The organism is Pseudoalteromonas sp. NJ631 (assembly GCF_000276645.1).
Classification (GTDB): Bacteria; Pseudomonadota; Gammaproteobacteria; order Enterobacterales; family Alteromonadaceae; genus Pseudoalteromonas; species Pseudoalteromonas piscicida.
In genome coordinates, this window is record NZ_AKXJ01000022.1 from 1 (window position 1) to 15,127 (window position 15,127).

19 protein-coding genes are annotated in these 15,127 nt (G+C 41.9%); 4 read left to right on the forward strand and 15 right to left on the reverse strand.

All coding sequences use genetic code 11. The features are described 5' to 3' along the window. Window positions 1-398 precede the first annotated feature (398 nt). The gene (locus A587_RS0122695) at window positions 399-866 is read left to right on the forward strand and encodes an RNA recognition motif domain-containing protein (RefSeq protein WP_010378552.1); all 468 of its coding nucleotides are present in this window, start codon (window positions 399-401) and stop codon (window positions 864-866) included. Here the strand turns inward: A587_RS0122695 and murI are convergent, their stop codons facing one another. Together murI and A587_RS0122705 are read right to left on the reverse strand one after the other, a co-directional pair. Beyond that, a complete protein-coding gene (gene murI, locus A587_RS0122700) occupies window positions 867-1,643 on the reverse strand; it encodes a glutamate racemase (RefSeq protein ID WP_026001102.1) in 777 nt (258 codons plus the stop codon). A gap of 63 nt (window positions 1,644-1,706) precedes the next feature. Continuing rightward, complete coding sequence (locus A587_RS0122705; RefSeq protein WP_017219424.1) at window positions 1,707-2,834, reverse strand: DUF5610 domain-containing protein; 1,128 nt, start codon at window positions 2,832-2,834, stop codon at window positions 1,707-1,709. A 164-nt stretch (window positions 2,835-2,998) separates the two neighbouring features. Between A587_RS0122705 and trmA the strand changes: the two genes are divergently transcribed. Next, window positions 2,999-4,093 carry a tRNA (uridine(54)-C5)-methyltransferase TrmA gene (trmA, locus tag A587_RS0122710; RefSeq protein WP_017219425.1) on the forward strand — a complete coding sequence of 365 codons (1,095 nt, stop codon included), beginning with the start codon at window positions 2,999-3,001 and terminating at the stop codon, window positions 4,091-4,093. A gap of 3 nt (window positions 4,094-4,096) precedes the next feature. On the opposite strand, the gene A587_RS0122715 is transcribed toward trmA, so the two are convergent. Genes A587_RS0122715 through ccoG form a run of 5 tightly spaced genes read right to left on the reverse strand, consistent with a single transcriptional unit; the run spans window position 4,097 to window position 8,379 of the window. Further along, the gene (locus A587_RS0122715; RefSeq protein WP_017219426.1) at window positions 4,097-4,561 is read right to left on the reverse strand and encodes a DUF523 domain-containing protein; all 465 of its coding nucleotides are present in this window, start codon (window positions 4,559-4,561) and stop codon (window positions 4,097-4,099) included. 48 nt (window positions 4,562-4,609) lie between these two features. Further along, complete coding sequence (locus tag A587_RS0122720) at window positions 4,610-5,239, reverse strand: thiol:disulfide interchange protein DsbA/DsbL (RefSeq protein ID WP_017219427.1); 630 nt, start codon at window positions 5,237-5,239, stop codon at window positions 4,610-4,612. A gap of 18 nt (window positions 5,240-5,257) precedes the next feature. Further along, window positions 5,258-5,881: a thiol:disulfide interchange protein DsbA/DsbL gene (locus A587_RS0122725; protein WP_017219428.1), complete on the reverse strand. Its 624-nt coding sequence runs from the start codon at window positions 5,879-5,881 to the stop codon at window positions 5,258-5,260. A 16-nt stretch (window positions 5,882-5,897) separates the two neighbouring features. Continuing rightward, a complete protein-coding gene (locus A587_RS0122730; protein ID WP_010378535.1) occupies window positions 5,898-6,872 on the reverse strand; it encodes a serine/threonine protein kinase in 975 nt (324 codons plus the stop codon). Window positions 6,873-6,921: 49 nt separating this feature from the next. Beyond that, the gene (gene ccoG / locus A587_RS0122735) at window positions 6,922-8,379 is read right to left on the reverse strand and encodes a cytochrome c oxidase accessory protein CcoG (protein WP_017219429.1); all 1,458 of its coding nucleotides are present in this window, start codon (window positions 8,377-8,379) and stop codon (window positions 6,922-6,924) included. Between the two features lie 249 nt (window positions 8,380-8,628). Here ccoG and A587_RS0122740 point away from each other — a divergent pair, with 249 nt between their 5' ends. Together A587_RS0122740 and A587_RS0122745 are read left to right on the forward strand one after the other, a co-directional pair. Continuing rightward, window positions 8,629-8,988 (forward strand): hypothetical protein, encoded by a 360-nt coding sequence (locus tag A587_RS0122740; RefSeq protein ID WP_026001103.1) that lies wholly within the window; start codon window positions 8,629-8,631, stop codon window positions 8,986-8,988. After that, entirely contained in the window at window positions 8,988-9,191 is a 204-nt protein-coding gene (locus A587_RS0122745; RefSeq protein WP_010604378.1) for a hypothetical protein, read from the forward strand. The genes A587_RS0122740 and A587_RS0122745 overlap by 1 nt, the downstream gene beginning before the upstream one ends. 11 nt (window positions 9,192-9,202) lie before the next feature. On the opposite strand, the gene A587_RS0122750 is transcribed toward A587_RS0122745, so the two are convergent. From A587_RS0122750 to A587_RS0122785, 8 genes are all read right to left on the reverse strand, one after another. Beyond that, complete coding sequence (locus A587_RS0122750) at window positions 9,203-9,772, reverse strand: UPF0149 family protein (protein WP_017219430.1); 570 nt, start codon at window positions 9,770-9,772, stop codon at window positions 9,203-9,205. A 317-nt stretch (window positions 9,773-10,089) separates the two neighbouring features. Then, window positions 10,090-10,848: a type II secretion system protein N gene (locus tag A587_RS0122755; RefSeq protein WP_017219431.1), complete on the reverse strand. Its 759-nt coding sequence runs from the start codon at window positions 10,846-10,848 to the stop codon at window positions 10,090-10,092. A 2-nt stretch (window positions 10,849-10,850) separates the two neighbouring features. Further along, a complete protein-coding gene (gene gspM / locus A587_RS0122760; protein WP_010378522.1) occupies window positions 10,851-11,324 on the reverse strand; it encodes a type II secretion system protein GspM in 474 nt (157 codons plus the stop codon). Further along, window positions 11,321-12,526, reverse strand: coding sequence for a type II secretion system protein GspL (gspL, locus tag A587_RS0122765; RefSeq protein WP_017219432.1), 1,206 nt, complete (start codon window positions 12,524-12,526; stop codon window positions 11,321-11,323). The genes gspM and gspL overlap by 4 nt, the downstream gene beginning before the upstream one ends. Then, on the reverse strand, window positions 12,523-13,524 hold the full coding sequence (gspK, locus tag A587_RS0122770; RefSeq protein ID WP_017219433.1) for a type II secretion system minor pseudopilin GspK: 1,002 nt from the start codon (window positions 13,522-13,524) through the stop codon (window positions 12,523-12,525). Before gspK ends, gspL begins: the two co-directional genes overlap by 4 nt. Then, a complete protein-coding gene (gspJ, locus tag A587_RS0122775) occupies window positions 13,521-14,153 on the reverse strand; it encodes a type II secretion system minor pseudopilin GspJ (protein WP_017219434.1) in 633 nt (210 codons plus the stop codon). Before gspJ ends, gspK begins: the two co-directional genes overlap by 4 nt. 5 nt (window positions 14,154-14,158) lie before the next feature. Beyond that, complete coding sequence (gene gspI / locus A587_RS0122780; RefSeq protein ID WP_010378513.1) at window positions 14,159-14,536, reverse strand: type II secretion system minor pseudopilin GspI; 378 nt, start codon at window positions 14,534-14,536, stop codon at window positions 14,159-14,161. Continuing rightward, window positions 14,533-15,126 carry a prepilin-type N-terminal cleavage/methylation domain-containing protein gene (locus A587_RS0122785; protein ID WP_017219435.1) on the reverse strand — a complete coding sequence of 198 codons (594 nt, stop codon included), beginning with the start codon at window positions 15,124-15,126 and terminating at the stop codon, window positions 14,533-14,535. The genes gspI and A587_RS0122785 overlap by 4 nt, the downstream gene beginning before the upstream one ends. Window position 15,127 lies beyond the last annotated feature (1 nt).

A 15,127-nucleotide genomic window follows, 5' to 3' on the forward strand; every position in this document is an offset into this window, starting at 1 on the left:
AAGAACATTTCGAAACATTTCGTTGTTTCGAGGGATGTGCATTCTAAGCATTCCCGTTTTTTTGTCAACACTTAATTTTAAATTTCTTGAGAAGAAGTTTCGAACTTAAGTTTTACTTGACGCTAACTCGTTGCTGCTTTGCTTTTCAGCGTAGCGCCCCGTGTCAGTGGGGTCGCATTATAGGGCGATCCAATTTTAGTGCAACCCTTTTTTTCGATCTTTTTGATCGTTCGAACAAACATTAACCAAAACCCTATTTTTAGTATAAAAACCATGCAAAAAAGGACAAATCTTACTATCAGAACTATATTAATTATTGCGAAGTTTAATTAACTCGTTAAGATAGCTAACTCATTTGTTAAATTAATGTTTAACCTTCTTTTAATTGGTATATTTATATGAAGTCTTTTGATCATAAAGTAATTTTGATCACTTTGGTTATTGCAGTAGCGAGCTTTTTCATTGTTGATCTTGCATTAAGCTCTACACAGCTCGACGCTGCTCTTATGCTTGCCGTAGGTATTATCATCGGTAGTGTAGTAAGCCAGTTTTTAAAAAGTGATACACAACAAGAAAAACAATCAAACTTATCAACTACTACATTATATGTAGGTAATCTACCATATCGAGCCAACGAACATGTTGTCCGCGAACTTTTCGAAGAGCAAGGGCAAGTATTTTCAGTTCGTCTACTTAAGGATAAAAACACAGGCAAACGACGTGGTTTTGGTTTTGTTGAGATGTCTAAGCAAGATGCAGAAAAGGCGATTACTCAACTCAATGAACGTGAATTTCAACAGCGTACATTAAAAGTAAGAGAAGCAAAGCAAAAGCCTGAAAGTGAGATGGATCACTCACCCGCTTAATTAATCTTTATTTAAATTAATAATAGAGATTGCTTCTTTATTACCTATTACTGGTGCCGTTGCATAGAAACGTACTTCCGATGCACTCGGCACCTTTTCCCCTACTACTATTTGACTTCCCAGCAATGACACTGCGCGATTGGCTATTGCTTTGCCTGAATCAACCAGCTCAACATGCTTCTGTAAGCAATTCTTGATATCGTGAGCTATCAAAGGAAAATGTGTACATCCCAACACTAGCCTATCAACAGTGGCAGGAATGTTAAGCCGAGCTATTTCCGCGCAAAGTGCCTCTTTATCCAACTCGTTATGCCAATAAAAGTACTCAGCGATCCTTACAAGCTCCGTTGAATGCAAAGTTTCAACTTTACAACCTGAGGTAAAATCCATGATGAGCTTATGCGTATAAGCATTATTTGACGTTGCAGGTGTTGCCAATAGTGCGATGTGCTTGGTCTTTGAACTAGACGCAGCAGGCTTAACAGCGGGAACAACGCCTATAATTGGAATATGGGTATGTTTTCTGGCTTCTTCTAATGCGTATGTTGAAGCGGTATTACATGCAATAACGATAAGATCAACATTGCCCAAGCATTGCTGTTGCCAACAAATAAGCCCCTTGATACGTGATTTGATTAGCTCTTGAGGCTGAAGGCCATATGGGAGAAAAGCGTTGTCCATAACATAACTAAATGAAACACCCTGCAAACATGCCTTTAAGTGCGACAGCACACTGGTGCCACCGATCCCTGAATCGAAAACCAAAATATGCGACAAACTTCATACCTCAAATCAAAGAAGTATGAAGTTTGCCATGAGTCCTCGCGAAAATAAACTGGCTTAGCTTGTTTGTTTTTGCTCTACTTGCTCTTTATTTAGTTCATTCAGTTTACTAAAAAAGCTACTAGCATAATCCAGAAACTCATTTAGTCTCGACTGACCTTCATTCATCCAAGCAAGCAGGTTTGGCAACTCATTATCGGCATTGAGTCCCTTAGCTTGCTCTTGCACATCTGCTAACTGCTTATTCAGTGGCATAAATGCCTTCTCTAACTCCTTCATTGGATTGCCTTGCTGATATTGAGCAATCGCAGCAGACGTTTTACTTTGTCTTAGATCCATCGTGAAATTAGTGATCTGATCAGAGTTTAAGCTAAGCGACTTTGCCAAATCGAAAGCTTCATCGTATTCACCACCGAAAAAAGAATCACTGACATTACGGATATCTTCCATCATATCGTTAATTGCCTGCTGCTCCTCTTCGTTCAGCTCACCATTTACCTTAATTGAGAAACTAACCTCATGAGAGGACTTAGTGCCATATGCCATGCCATAATCATTACCTTTTTGCGCGACACTCGCAGCGGCCCCCTGAGCATACGCATCGGAGAATGAAATAACGACTTCATCCCCTTCAGCTGTAGTAAATGCATATTCAGCCTGATTAGAGAGGCTCGCAAACTGTGCGGCACTGATCGCTAATGCCTTTGGCGACTTTTCTTCAAACAGCTCTTTTTCAAAATCATCTAAACCTTTAAAAATCCCTTCTCGTGACTTTTCAATACCATCTTCGATGTCGGGATTGAAAGCGCCCATGCCTTTTAACTCTTCGCTGGCTTCATCAATCCCCTGTAGCACGCCCTTACGTGCCCCATCGAGCATGGATTTCAATTCGTCATCATTTTTGCCGTCGACTTTGGCTTTCTTCACTGCACCCTGAACAAAATCGAGTACATTTTTGACAATAGATTCAAAATCAAATAGTGGCTTGTCTTTTTTATCTTGTGTCGGCTTCTCAATCCCCAACGCTTCTGCAAGCTTATCATCAAGAATTTTAGCCGCTAGCTTAGATTTATTCCCCGCATAGCTGTCTGAATTAATTTGGATATTTGGTCCTATCCCTTTGCTCTTTCCAGGCTTATGCTGCATCGCTGGATTGAGCAACTGATTTAATTGCCCGATTTTCATGGTATGCCCTCCAATATATTAGTTAGATTATCGGCATATTTGCGCAAAGCTAAAGTATAATGATTAAAAAAACAGCAAACCAGACGCATCAGTGATGCTAGACTGGACAAATTAGCAACGCTCCCTAAAATAGCGCCTCTTAATTCAACATAGATGGTTTTAGCATGGCAGTAATAAAAATTGATGATTCAGCATACGAGCAACAGTTAGCAGATAAAGCTGAGCGTATCACAACACAATTTGCACAGTTTAATGCACCAGCACTTGAAGTGTATGAGTCTGCAACTCGCCATTACCGCCAGCGCTGTGAATTTAGAGTATGGCATGAGGGTGAAGATCTGTTTCACATCATGTTTGACCAGCAAACAAAAGAAAAGATCCGTGTTGATAGCTTTGATCCTGGTGCGCTGCTTGTCAATGAAATGATGCAGGTGATGATACATCAGCTGAAAGGCAACGAAATATTGCGTCGTAAACTGTTTCAGATCGACTATCTCACTACGCTGAGCGGTGAAGTACTGATCAGCTTACTTTATCACAAGCAGTTAGATGAAGCGTGGCAAACTGCCATGCAGACATTAAGAGCCGAGTTGCAACAAACCTACAAAGTTGATTTTATAGGTCGTGCTAGAAAACAAAAGATTGTGTTTGGCAATGACTATGTAACTGAAAAGCTAAGCGTTGACGGTAAAGAATATATTTATCAGCAGGTTGAGAACAGCTTTACGCAACCGAATGCGGAAGTGAATCAGAAAATGCTAGCTTGGGCGCAGTCCATTAGTGAACCGCTAAGCAACGATCTACTTGAGCTTTATTGTGGTAACGGTAACTTTTCAATTGCACTGGCTGGTTCATTCAATAAAGTGCTGGCTACTGAGATCTCTAAATCATCAGTAAAGTCTGCACAATTTAATATTGCAGCAAACAAAGTCGATAACTTAGATATTATTCGTATGTCGAGTGAAGAGTTTACACAAGCCATGAAAGGGCAGAAGTTTTCTCGATTAGATGGTATTGATTTACAGTCCTATGATTGCCAAACGATTCTTGTCGACCCGCCTCGTGCTGGTATGGATGAATTGACCTGTCGCTTAGTTAGCAACTACGACAACATTATTTATATCTCATGCAATCCAGACACGTTAGAGCGTGATTTAGCCTTGTTATGTGAAACACATAAAATCGCACGTATGGCGATTTTCGATCAGTTCCCTTATACCCATCATATTGAATCTGGCGTTTACTTAGTGAGAAAGTGATCTCTAACGATTACGACTGGCTGCCATCGCTGTGATAAGTGCTGGCAGTTGAGTTTCGCTAAAGACTTGAATACCGGATTGCTGCAATAAAGACGCCGTCAGCCCCTGCCCTACTATTTTTATACCTTTATGACTACCATCGTAAATCAGATTGCTGCCGCAAGACGGACTGGACTCTTTTAACAACGCAAACTTTATATCGTGCTGAAGACAAGCCGCTAGCGCTTTTTTAGCACCGAGTTCAAACGCAGAGGTAAAATCATCCCCTTGTTTACTCAAAACTTTACCATCTACTATTTCAGCCGATGGACGAGGGGTTGGTAAACCACCTGATACTTCAGGGCATAGCGGTAAGACCCAATTTTTTTGCCGCCAATACTGCAAGGTATTGTCTTGAAGGCTTTGTGAAGAGGCGTCATACCTCACCGGGTAACCTAATAAACAACTAGAAACTAAAATCTTAAACATAAAAAAGCCCCGCAACAATTGCAGGGCTAGTCTAATACAAATTAGGTTTTATTTCTTTGCTAAATAATTCACCAAAGCAGCAATTTGCTCAGGCTTAGTCGTACCAGACTCTCGAAGCAATAGCTTGTATTTACCGTTTACCACGAACATTGGTACCCCTGTTAGCGCGCCTTTATCAGAAAGGGTCTTCTGCATACGCTGCATTTTTGATGTTTTGGTACGAACGGAGAAACTAGCATAAAGTTTATCAAATTTCTCTTCTTCAACACCTTGCGCAATAAAGATATCTTTTACATCAGCAAGTTCATTGATTTTTGCACGCTTGCCATGAATGTGATTAAACATGGCTGCAATTATCTTGTCTTTTTGAGGCAGCACTTCTGCAGTTGCAAGTGCTTGCGCCAACACCTGTTGGATCTCAGGCTCTCTTGGACCAACAAAATCTATGTGACTCTTTTTAAACTTAACGCCCTCATCTAGCTTTGGTTTAACGTCAACGATTAAATTTTCCATTGCGTTACAGGCTGGACAATAAAAAGAAAAATACTCCATTACCTCAGGCTTTTTCGTGCCACGCTCGGCAATAACTTCATAATGTACACCTTCTTCAAATGGCGCAGCCTGAGCAAGAAGAGGAAGCATTAGTGCAACCGCTAAGCCTTTTAATACTTTCAACATACTAACTTTCTCCAGTCCTTATTTTTTTAATAGATATGCGATCAATTCATCAAGCTGCTCTTGGCTCTTGATACCTTTCATTTCGATTCTGTATTTGTCGTTTACGATAAAAGTTGGAACGCCTGTAAGCGCACCCGCTTCAGAAAACTTTTCTTGTGCTTTAAGCATGTTATTTTCAGCACTCACTACTGGCATGCTCGTTACAGCCTGATCAAACTTTTCAGCAGAAATCCCATTTAACTCCATTAGCGTTTTCAAATCTTTAATGTCTAACAGTTTGTTTCTTTCAACATGAATAGCATTAAAAATCTTCTCAGCAATCACATCCGCTTTGCCTGCTTGATCAGCAATAATATAGGCATAGCTTAGGTTGCTCTGCGTTTCTGTAGGAACGCCTCGCAGGAAGTTCACATGGCTTTTTTCAAAGTACGCCCCCTCAGGTAAATTCTTTTCAATCGCTTTAGCAATTGGCTCAAAGCGGAAACAGTGCGGACAGTAAAAGGAGAAAAACTCGGTAACTTTCTCTGATTCACTCTGTTCGGTTGTTAAGGTTGTGTAGTGCTCACCTTCGGTAAAGTCTGAAGCCATCGCAGCAATGGGCAAAAGTAATGCAATAAGTGCGATTTTTAATTTTTTTAGCATGTTACTCTCTCTAATTTTAAGGAAATAGGCTCAAACTTGGTTCATCTAATGCAGCAAATTGCTCTTTTAACGCTAAGATCTGTTGTTCCCAGTATTTGTCTGTCGCAAACCAAGAAAAGTTCCGTTCGAATGCAGGATCCTGCCAGCGCTGTGCCAACCAAGCCATATAATTCACCATTCTCATGGCACGTAGCGGCTCAATTAACGCAAGCTCTTTTGAATCAAACGGCATAAATTCTTCGTAACCCATAAGTAGGGTATCTAACTGTACCAATTGCTCGTTGCGGTCGCCATTTAACATCATCCACAAGTCCTGTATTGCAGGGCCTTGCTGACAATCGTCAAGATCCACCAACATCAATTGATCTCTAGACCACAATAAATTTCCAGCATGACAATCCCCATGAAGCCGAAGTGTTTTGGCAACTTGATACTTTGAGGTTGCTTTGTTAATAACTTGCTCAAGAATAGTAACAAATGGAGTATGTAGATGACTAGGCACTAACTGGCTTTTTAGCAGTGTTTGTTGCGCATCAACCAAAAAACGCTGGGTATTGAGCTGTGGTCTATGCTCGAATGCTCGCTCAGCCGACAGACAATGCAAGCGCCCTAGGTAACGGCCTAAAATTTCTAAATGGTCTAGATTATCGAGCTCGAACTGGCGTCCACCAACGCTTGGAAACAACGTATAGCGATAACCTTCATAAAAATGCAGACTACGCCCAGTAATAAGTAAAGGCGCTACAACAGGCACTTCAGCTTCCTTCGCTGCCAATGCGAATTCATGCTCTTCTAAAATTTGTTCATCCGTCCAACGCGCTGGGCGGTAAAACTTCACCACATAACGCTTGCCGTCCTCAGCACCAAATTGATAAACACGGTTTTCATAGCTGTTTAAGGCCAATAATCCCGTTGTCGGATATATCTCAAGTGCCTCAATCGCATCTAAAATAAGATCCGGTGTCAACGCGTTAAAACTAAAATCGTTCATAATGTTTATAAAAAAGCGAGGTTTTATACCTCGCTTTTACCTTACTCTATTATCTTCCTTTGAAGAAATTGGTCGGCTGCGCCAGCCGCTCTTCAGGAGCGTCTTGGTTAATAAGCACAAACTCAAATTCAGTGACTGGCTTTTTCAAATCATATGGATCAATCACAACAGAGAGTGGCACATCTAATGTCGTGCCTGCAGCTAAGTGCACCTCTTGCTTACCGATCACTTGATAATTACTTAGACCTGTTATTGCAATAGAAAATTTCTGCTCAACTTGCGCTTTGTTTATCACTTTCAAGGTATAGGTATTTTCTACCAATCCCTCAATATTGACACGATAAAGCTGATTTCTATCCCGAATAATATCAAGATCCATCGGCTTACGCATCGCAATGTTCGCAACTAATGCACCCGTGATAACGACCAGAATCATTAAATAACCGATTAATTTACCACGTACTGGTTTGGTCTTTTCGCTGGATGATTCTAAATTGCGCTCTGTAGTGTAAGCAATCAATCCGCGCGGGTAGTTCATCTTATCCATAACACCATCACAGGCATCAATACACGCACCACAGTTGATGCATTCATATTGCAAGCCATTACGAATATCGATACCGGTAGGACACACCTGAACGCACAGGTTGCAATCGATACAATCTCCTAGGCCTAGCGCTTTTGGATCTTGTTTGCGTCCTCGAGGACCTCGACTTTCACCTCGTTCGCTATCATAGGCAACGGTGAACGTATCTTTATCAAACATGGCTGATTGGAAGCGAGAGTAAGGACAGATATGTAAACACATAATTTCCCTCATCCAGCCAGCATTACCATAGGTACAAATGGTAAACACAATAATGCTAATGACGGAATAAAAGCCTGCAGAAAAAGTAAGTAAATCAGGGATCAACGAGCGGATTGGGGTAAAGTAACCAACAAAAGTAATTGCGGTATACAGTGAAAAGAGTATCCAGCTACCGTGTTTTGCCGTTTTTCGCCAAAACTTGTCAAAATCCATCGGTCTCTGATCTAATTTTTTCCGTTGGTTTGCTGTTCCTTCAAATTTTTCTTCAAACCAAATAAAAATAAACGTCCAAACGGTTTGCGGGCAGGTGTAGCCGCACCATACCCGGCCATAGAAGGTGGTCACCAAGAACAGAGCAAATGCCGCTATCATCAGAATAAAAGCAAAGATAGTCAGATCTTGTGGCCATAGTGTCATGCCAAAAATATTAAACTTCTGCTCAAAAATATCGAACAACACCGCTTGATGGCCGTGAAAGTTTAACCAAGGTAAAGCCATAAATGCCAACATACCAATAAAGCCGATACGCCTTCTTAGCAGTTGATGTAGGCCAGACACCGCCCGGACATATATGCGATTACGAGGATTAAAACGATCGGGCGTAGAGCTATTGAGCGATTTCCCTTCAGTGCCACCTATTGGCTTTTGAATTTTTACTTCAGACGGTATGTTTTTAACCTTGATTCTTTCGTTCTCCATGGAAGCTCCTTAGTGCTTTGGAACGAGATGCACTTGCTACAGTGACCTTGAAAAATACAGGCTAAACTATTGCAATGTGCCCCATGACATAGTTTAGCGCTTACTATTATACGCTTTGAAACTCTATGATTAATAGTAAGTTGAGCTAAAACCCACCATAAATGATGAGAGACTTGTTGCGACCTGACAGACAAGTTTATTACACTAGGAACAAGATTTTTGTTAGCTAGATCAAATCAGCGTCAGATTATGAAAAAATTCTTAGTATTAGCCATTATAGTCGTTGCTCTGTTTACTGTGGATCATCCATTGATTAAAGAGCCAAGAGATAGATTACTCGGTCAAGGCGTTGAAGTGCTAAGCGAGTCCAGCAAAGTACAACGCAGTACGGCCGCAAGAATCGCCAGAGCCAACGTCGTAAAAGCAATTACCATGACAGATGACGAAAAGCGCTATATTGATGAAGCCCTTGCAACAGATGAAAAAGTAAGGCTTTTCCACCTCAAGTATTGTAAAGAAAACGACTATAACTTGTATTTTTACGGCCCTGATCTTGTCAAAATCTGTGAAATTGCAGAGCAAGCCATTCATGAAGCAAAGGGATTATAATGGACTTTAGTCAATTAAATAAAAAGTCGGCAAAATCCTTTAACGATCAAAAAGCACTCATCAAAAAGCTTAGTCAGGGTCGTGTTGTCAATTGCCCAAGCTGTCAGCAACCCATTGCACTCAGTTTAAGCCAATCGACATCAAATAGAGCTGTGGCACAATGCCAACAGGGTTGCACATTTATCGAGTTAGATCTCGCGTAAAGAACCTTTGATTATTCAAATAGTCCGCTATTCACTGCGGCGACTTCGACTAACTCAGCATAAGAAGCGGCAAACTCGTCAGCCAATTGCGCTTGAGTTAGTTGGAACTCGGTCAGTGACTGTCCTACTTTGTCACAGTAAATCGTTAACTGTTGCTCACCAAGTGCAAAAAGCCCCAGTTGTTCTGTGCTCACTTGCAAAGCTTGTTTAATATCGTCGGCGAGCGGACTGGACATCAATTGCTCATAAAAGGGCGTCGCCGCCATTAAAAACCCTTCGGCCCAATTAATTTTTTGCTCAAGTGGTGTTTCACCATTCCAAGGCAATTGAAATTCAGTTTCGTATACCTGCTCAGAAATCTCATGATGTAAAGCCATCAATGCAAATGCAATACTCTCATCTAGTTCGGGATCTGCGTTGGTTAAAGTCTTAAGCCACTTATCTACCTCGATACCGTTTGGGTCTATACAGGTAGCAAATAGATATCCTTGTAAAAAAGCAATATCAATAGAAAGTTTGCGCGCAGAAAAGTAGTTTTCTAAATTCAGCTGATCAGCTGCAGTAAAAGAGAAGTCGTGCATAGTGTTGCCTTGAACTTAGGCGCCGTCTCAGCGCCTACAAAAATGCTTTTATATTAATAACTAACCTGAGATTAGATTAATACCAATTAGTCTTAATACTTGCTCAATTTGAAGGAGCAAATCTTACGCTACCTGCGTTAAAAATTTCTCATTTAGAACAACTAAATAGCAAAATTTTCGCCTTGCCTACATGGATGTAGGTACCTTGGCGATAGCAGGACGCGGTAGCGGTGTTATCGACAAGATTTTCTCGCCTCAAAATAGGTCACTTTATTAAGCAAATTGGTATAACTAAAGTCTGATATGACAGAAGTATATTATAAATTTACTGGATAACGACCTTCGCCATCCGGTCTACCCAAAAACTTAACCGCATCGTGTACTTCTTTTGGTAGACTCGCATCTGGCTTGATATTACCAGACACGCGAAACTGGAAATTGGCAGCTAGTGTCGCATCAGCCTGTAAGCCCAAGCGGTTTTCAGGGTCAACAACCACGGCAATATCTCCTGATTTACAATCGAGCTGACCGCTAAGGTCGCCGATACTAAACCAACCATTCATGCCTTTAACATCAATATTTGGACTACTTATCTCACCATTTAGTCCTTCGCAGTACGGTGCACCACTTTGGTACTCCTTCACATTGACAATAACGCGCCCTTTGGCATCAACCGGCAATGGCAGAGTTACTTGGTCCATAGCCTGCTCAACACTGAAACGAAGTGAGGCATTATTTACCGTCACGGATTTACTTACTAAATTCGATGAGAAATTAGCTTTTCCTGAGATCTCATTTTTATCTCTCGCATTACCAAACTGTACATTGCCTGCCAACTCACCGAGTAGTAATGACGACGGTTCAAGCTCCCACTTAACCTGATTCAATTGAATGTTATTAAATCTCACACCGCTCACTTGACCATGCCAAACAGAACCATTTACTGCACCTAGCTGCAAATTAGCTGGCAATTGGCCTTTAAAAACTTGCAGCAACACCGCTGCAGGCATAGTAAAAGCACTAAAAATAATAAATGCGAGTAAAAATATAATGAGTAGAGATAGTGTTTTTTTCATAATTATTTCTCTAAAACCAAGCGACTAACACGCACAAAGCCAGGTAAATTCCCTTGTGTAAGGTCTAGGTTTTCTACTTTTACTCCATGCTTATTTGTCAGTTCATCTATCCAAGCAACAAGTTTATTAAATTCCACATCATCGATGGTTAAACGCAAGCTTTCGCCACTAGGTTGCATTTTGCTGATATCAATTTGAAAGCGGCCACGGGTGTTATTGACTATCTGGCTGATATTGCCGCCGCTAATCACCTGTGCGGGACTGCTAGATTTCAGCTTACTCACGCTTTGACCAACCCAATTTACGAGTTCATGGTTACGTTTTAGCTTAGCTTCGGCATCGCTGACAGCCTGATTCAAAGGTTTGAATATACCCATTACTAGAACAAAAACGACAAAAATAACGCCAGCAACAATCAACAGTTTTTGTTCTTGCTCTTTTAAACCACGCCAATAGTTCACTACTTGCTGCTTCATGCTGCACCTCGAATGCGAATTTCACCCACCACAAAGTCACCATCATTGTTCAGGGCGCCCTGTTCAACACTTACACCGCGTTGCTCTAAAATTGCTTTGACCTGACCAAATACCTGAAACTCTTTTGCGCGCGCTCTAATTCTGAGTTCATTCCTACGTTTGTCATAACGCAGCGTTTCAGGAGCGAAAGCATCGACCTCTTCATAAATCGCCACAAAGTGATTAGTTAATTCGAGCAAACCGCCCTGCTCCGTGCCAGATAACGCATCAAGCTCATTTTGGATCTGTTTTTTCAATAAGTGCGGACGTACTACTTTATTTGGAAATGCCTGTTGATACATAGCGACCGCTTGGGTTTCTAGCTGATTAGCTTGATGACTTATTACATACAGCTGAGTGCCTTTAATTGCGATAAAGCTCACTACTGCCACACTCGCCGCTATTAGTCCACTGCGCCAGTCACGCCACCACTGCGGCTGCTTTTTCTTCGCAGCGAACCGACCTTGACGCAAATTAAAATCAATGTTTGATAGCGATTTTGCGAAGATGGCTAAAGGTAAATCGTAATCTTGTTGTTGCGCTGTAAGCGTTATCGTTTCTGAGAAATCGCTTGCCGGGCTAAAATGCGCCAGCTGCTTAACACCCGCAATGGTTAGGTACTCGTTGACCCAGCTAAGTTCAGCAGTGCCAACTTGCCAAGCATTGTGTTTGAATAGCCATTGCTGACCTAACTGCACGGCACTAGTCATCTCTTCATGAAGCGGCAAACATAGAGCATCCGGTAGCGCTTTACTTACACTGATCCCTGCATCATCGAAGGCACTAAACCAGCTTTGTAGCCAACTGCTATCACAAATCGCAACATCTATAGTATGTGTGTCGGCTTTCATGCCCGGTTTACCAATCGCGATAAATAGCGCATCGATGTCGGTCGCAACATGTTCCTCAAGCATAAACGGTAAGGCTTGCTCTAGTTTCCTATTCCATTTTGCTGGTAATTCTAGCGTGCGTAACTGTACCGCAGTCGCTGGTAGTAACAATACAACCGGTCTCGTTTGCGCTTTTTCGGCAAGGCTACCAAGCTGTTCACTCCCTTCTAGTTCACCACTGGCAATAATTTGTTGTTGTTCTGTTGACCACACTAACCAGTGTATTGTCGCCTGGTGTGACTGATCCACACGGATCAATAATTGTTCTGTCACTCTACGCCTCCAAATTTACGAGCAAGCACGTACGCTTTACCATCTTTTGTTTCTATAATTGATGTGAGAGAAAAGCGTCGCTCATCAAACACAGCTGTTGCTCGCAACTGAAAATAATTGCTGTTAATCGTAAAAGTTTTGGAAGTCTTATTAGGGTCTTTGACCCCTTGATTCGCGACTTCCGTGTAAAATTCATTAATATCAGTAAAACCTTTTTTTGGTCTTGCAGAAATAATAGCTTCAGCACCTGACTTCGATAAACCAGGTATAAGCGCACTGAGTAAAAGCGCTTGTTCTGGCAATATCGTATTGACGTTTACCGCGAGCTCCTCACTTCCAGGGATCACGCAAACATAAGGCTTAATCTTTTCCATCACCAGCGGGTTAAAGCCCTTAATCACGCGTAACTCACTAACAGACGCCATCAAATTATTAGCCGTTAAATAAGGAGTCTGATTAGACATATACTCGTCTTCTTCTGCCCCTGAGCGATAAGTAATGCTATCTTCATCAAGCCAATCGTACACACTATCAGCAAGGGCTTCCTCGCTCTCGTTACTCGGCAAATCCTCAATATTCTTCAAAAGTTCCAATAGCGCTGCATGGGCTGGGTTTGTATTCTTTCCACCAATCTGCTGACCACCTTGGTTATTTCCATTTGTTTGTGACTTTGCTCTCAAGGCATTCAGGTTTAGGCATGCCTGTAAGTCTGTAACTTTGCCGCTCAACGTACCATGATCAACAGGGTAAGGCACTTCTTCACGAGCCCAAGGCTGGTCTAGATTAACGGTATCAGGATCATCTTTTTTTGCTTGTATCAACGCTCTTTTGACTAATTCCTCAGCACCATAGCTATACCACTTGGCTTGTTGCTGAGTTTGAATATTCGAGGCCTTTTGTACCTGCACCATTAAACTACTCGCCATTTCAGCGGCAATTGTCGCTGCCAATGCAACGATGAAAAGTACGATGACGAGTGCTGCACCTTGCTGCTTCATGGCTGTTGCCCCTTATCATCAGCGACACCACTGCCTGGCGTTAAAAATAAACGGCTTATTGGATCCGAGTCTTTTCTTTGCAACGTCACTTTAACCGCTTTAGGTAACGATTTAGACTTCCAATCAGCTTGCCATTTTAGTCTGTCATCCAAAAATTCAAACTTTAACTCTTCTACATCTTCCAAGATGACCTGCGCGCGGGGCTCTGTTCCATCAAGCTGGTCAACATATACTCGATAAATACGCTCAAGCTTGTCATCGATAACCCGATAGCCCACGGCCTGCAGTTCAGAACGTGGCAATAAACTAATAGGGTTAGTCCAACCATCACGAACAAAAGCGATACCATCATATTGGCTCTCAAGCTCATACCGGCCATGGATGATATAAGTTGGGCTAAAATCCCCTACTTCATTTCTGACTTCTCGCTTAGTGATCTGATTAAAATCCTGATCCATCAAGCGGAAAGTCGTTTGTAGACCTTCAATTTCGGCAATTTTTTCCGCTGAAGCCGCTTGGGCCTTCAACGTTGAATCTAAAATTTGATGAGTCGCTGTCACCACTACCGCTAAAATAGCCAGTGCTAACAATACTTCTATTAGCGTGAAACCACGCTGAGGTGTATGCATTGTCACTACTTACTCCGGTACATAAAAGTGGTGATGTCATACACTGAGTTTTTGAGTTCAGGCTCGCGGAAAACGTGCACGGTGAGCTTTACAAAGCTAGGATCTGCCGTTTGTTGGATATGCTGTTGCCAATACCAAGTGACCCCGGCCATTTCCTCTTCGCCTTTGTTACCATTCTTCCCATGCCAGTCATCGCCTTGCGCGCGCAAAAATACCAAGCGATTTTCTGCCACCCACGACGCATAGGTCTGCTCTTCAAGCGAGCTGATATGATTTATATGTTCGCTTGTTGCTTGCATTGCAGCAATACCAGCGACAGCACAAATACTTAGCGCAACCATGACTTCAAGTAAGGTAAAGCCTAAGCTTTTTTTAGCGCTCATTCTTCAGGTTCCCGCTTCAGCCCCACTGGCGCCATAAATTCGCCTTCGACAAAAAATATTGGCTCCTGCAGCTCTTTATTTTCCACACTTAATCTAAATGCGCTGACTTCACCGGAAGATAAAATAAGTACTTGCGGGATCTTGAGCTTTTTAAGCTCAAGTAAATTGTCGTCGTCACCGCCACTCATCAATTCTCGCCAATTTGCTTGCTCAAGTAAGTTATCTTGAGACCACGGCAGATCTTCTAAGATCAATTCCACTTTGTACTGCTCTGGCAGTTCAATTGGTTTGTAGATATCGTCCGCTTCGAAAGTTCGCCACTTCTCACCGTCAAAAACCAAAAACTCAATCACACCTTTATCTAGGTGAAAACCAAGCTCAACCTGATTTAGTACTGCAAATTCTGACGCAAGATTAATCGTCCCCTGCACACGCATAGCCATGGTTTCGAGCTCTTCCTCATCACTATCACTGACGGTATAAGTAATGAGATTTACTGAAAAAGCAATGATCACCAAGACAATAAGGACTTCAAGTAAACTGAAGCCCTTTACCTTAGTTAATGCCGGTTTATGCAGAGGTGCTAACATA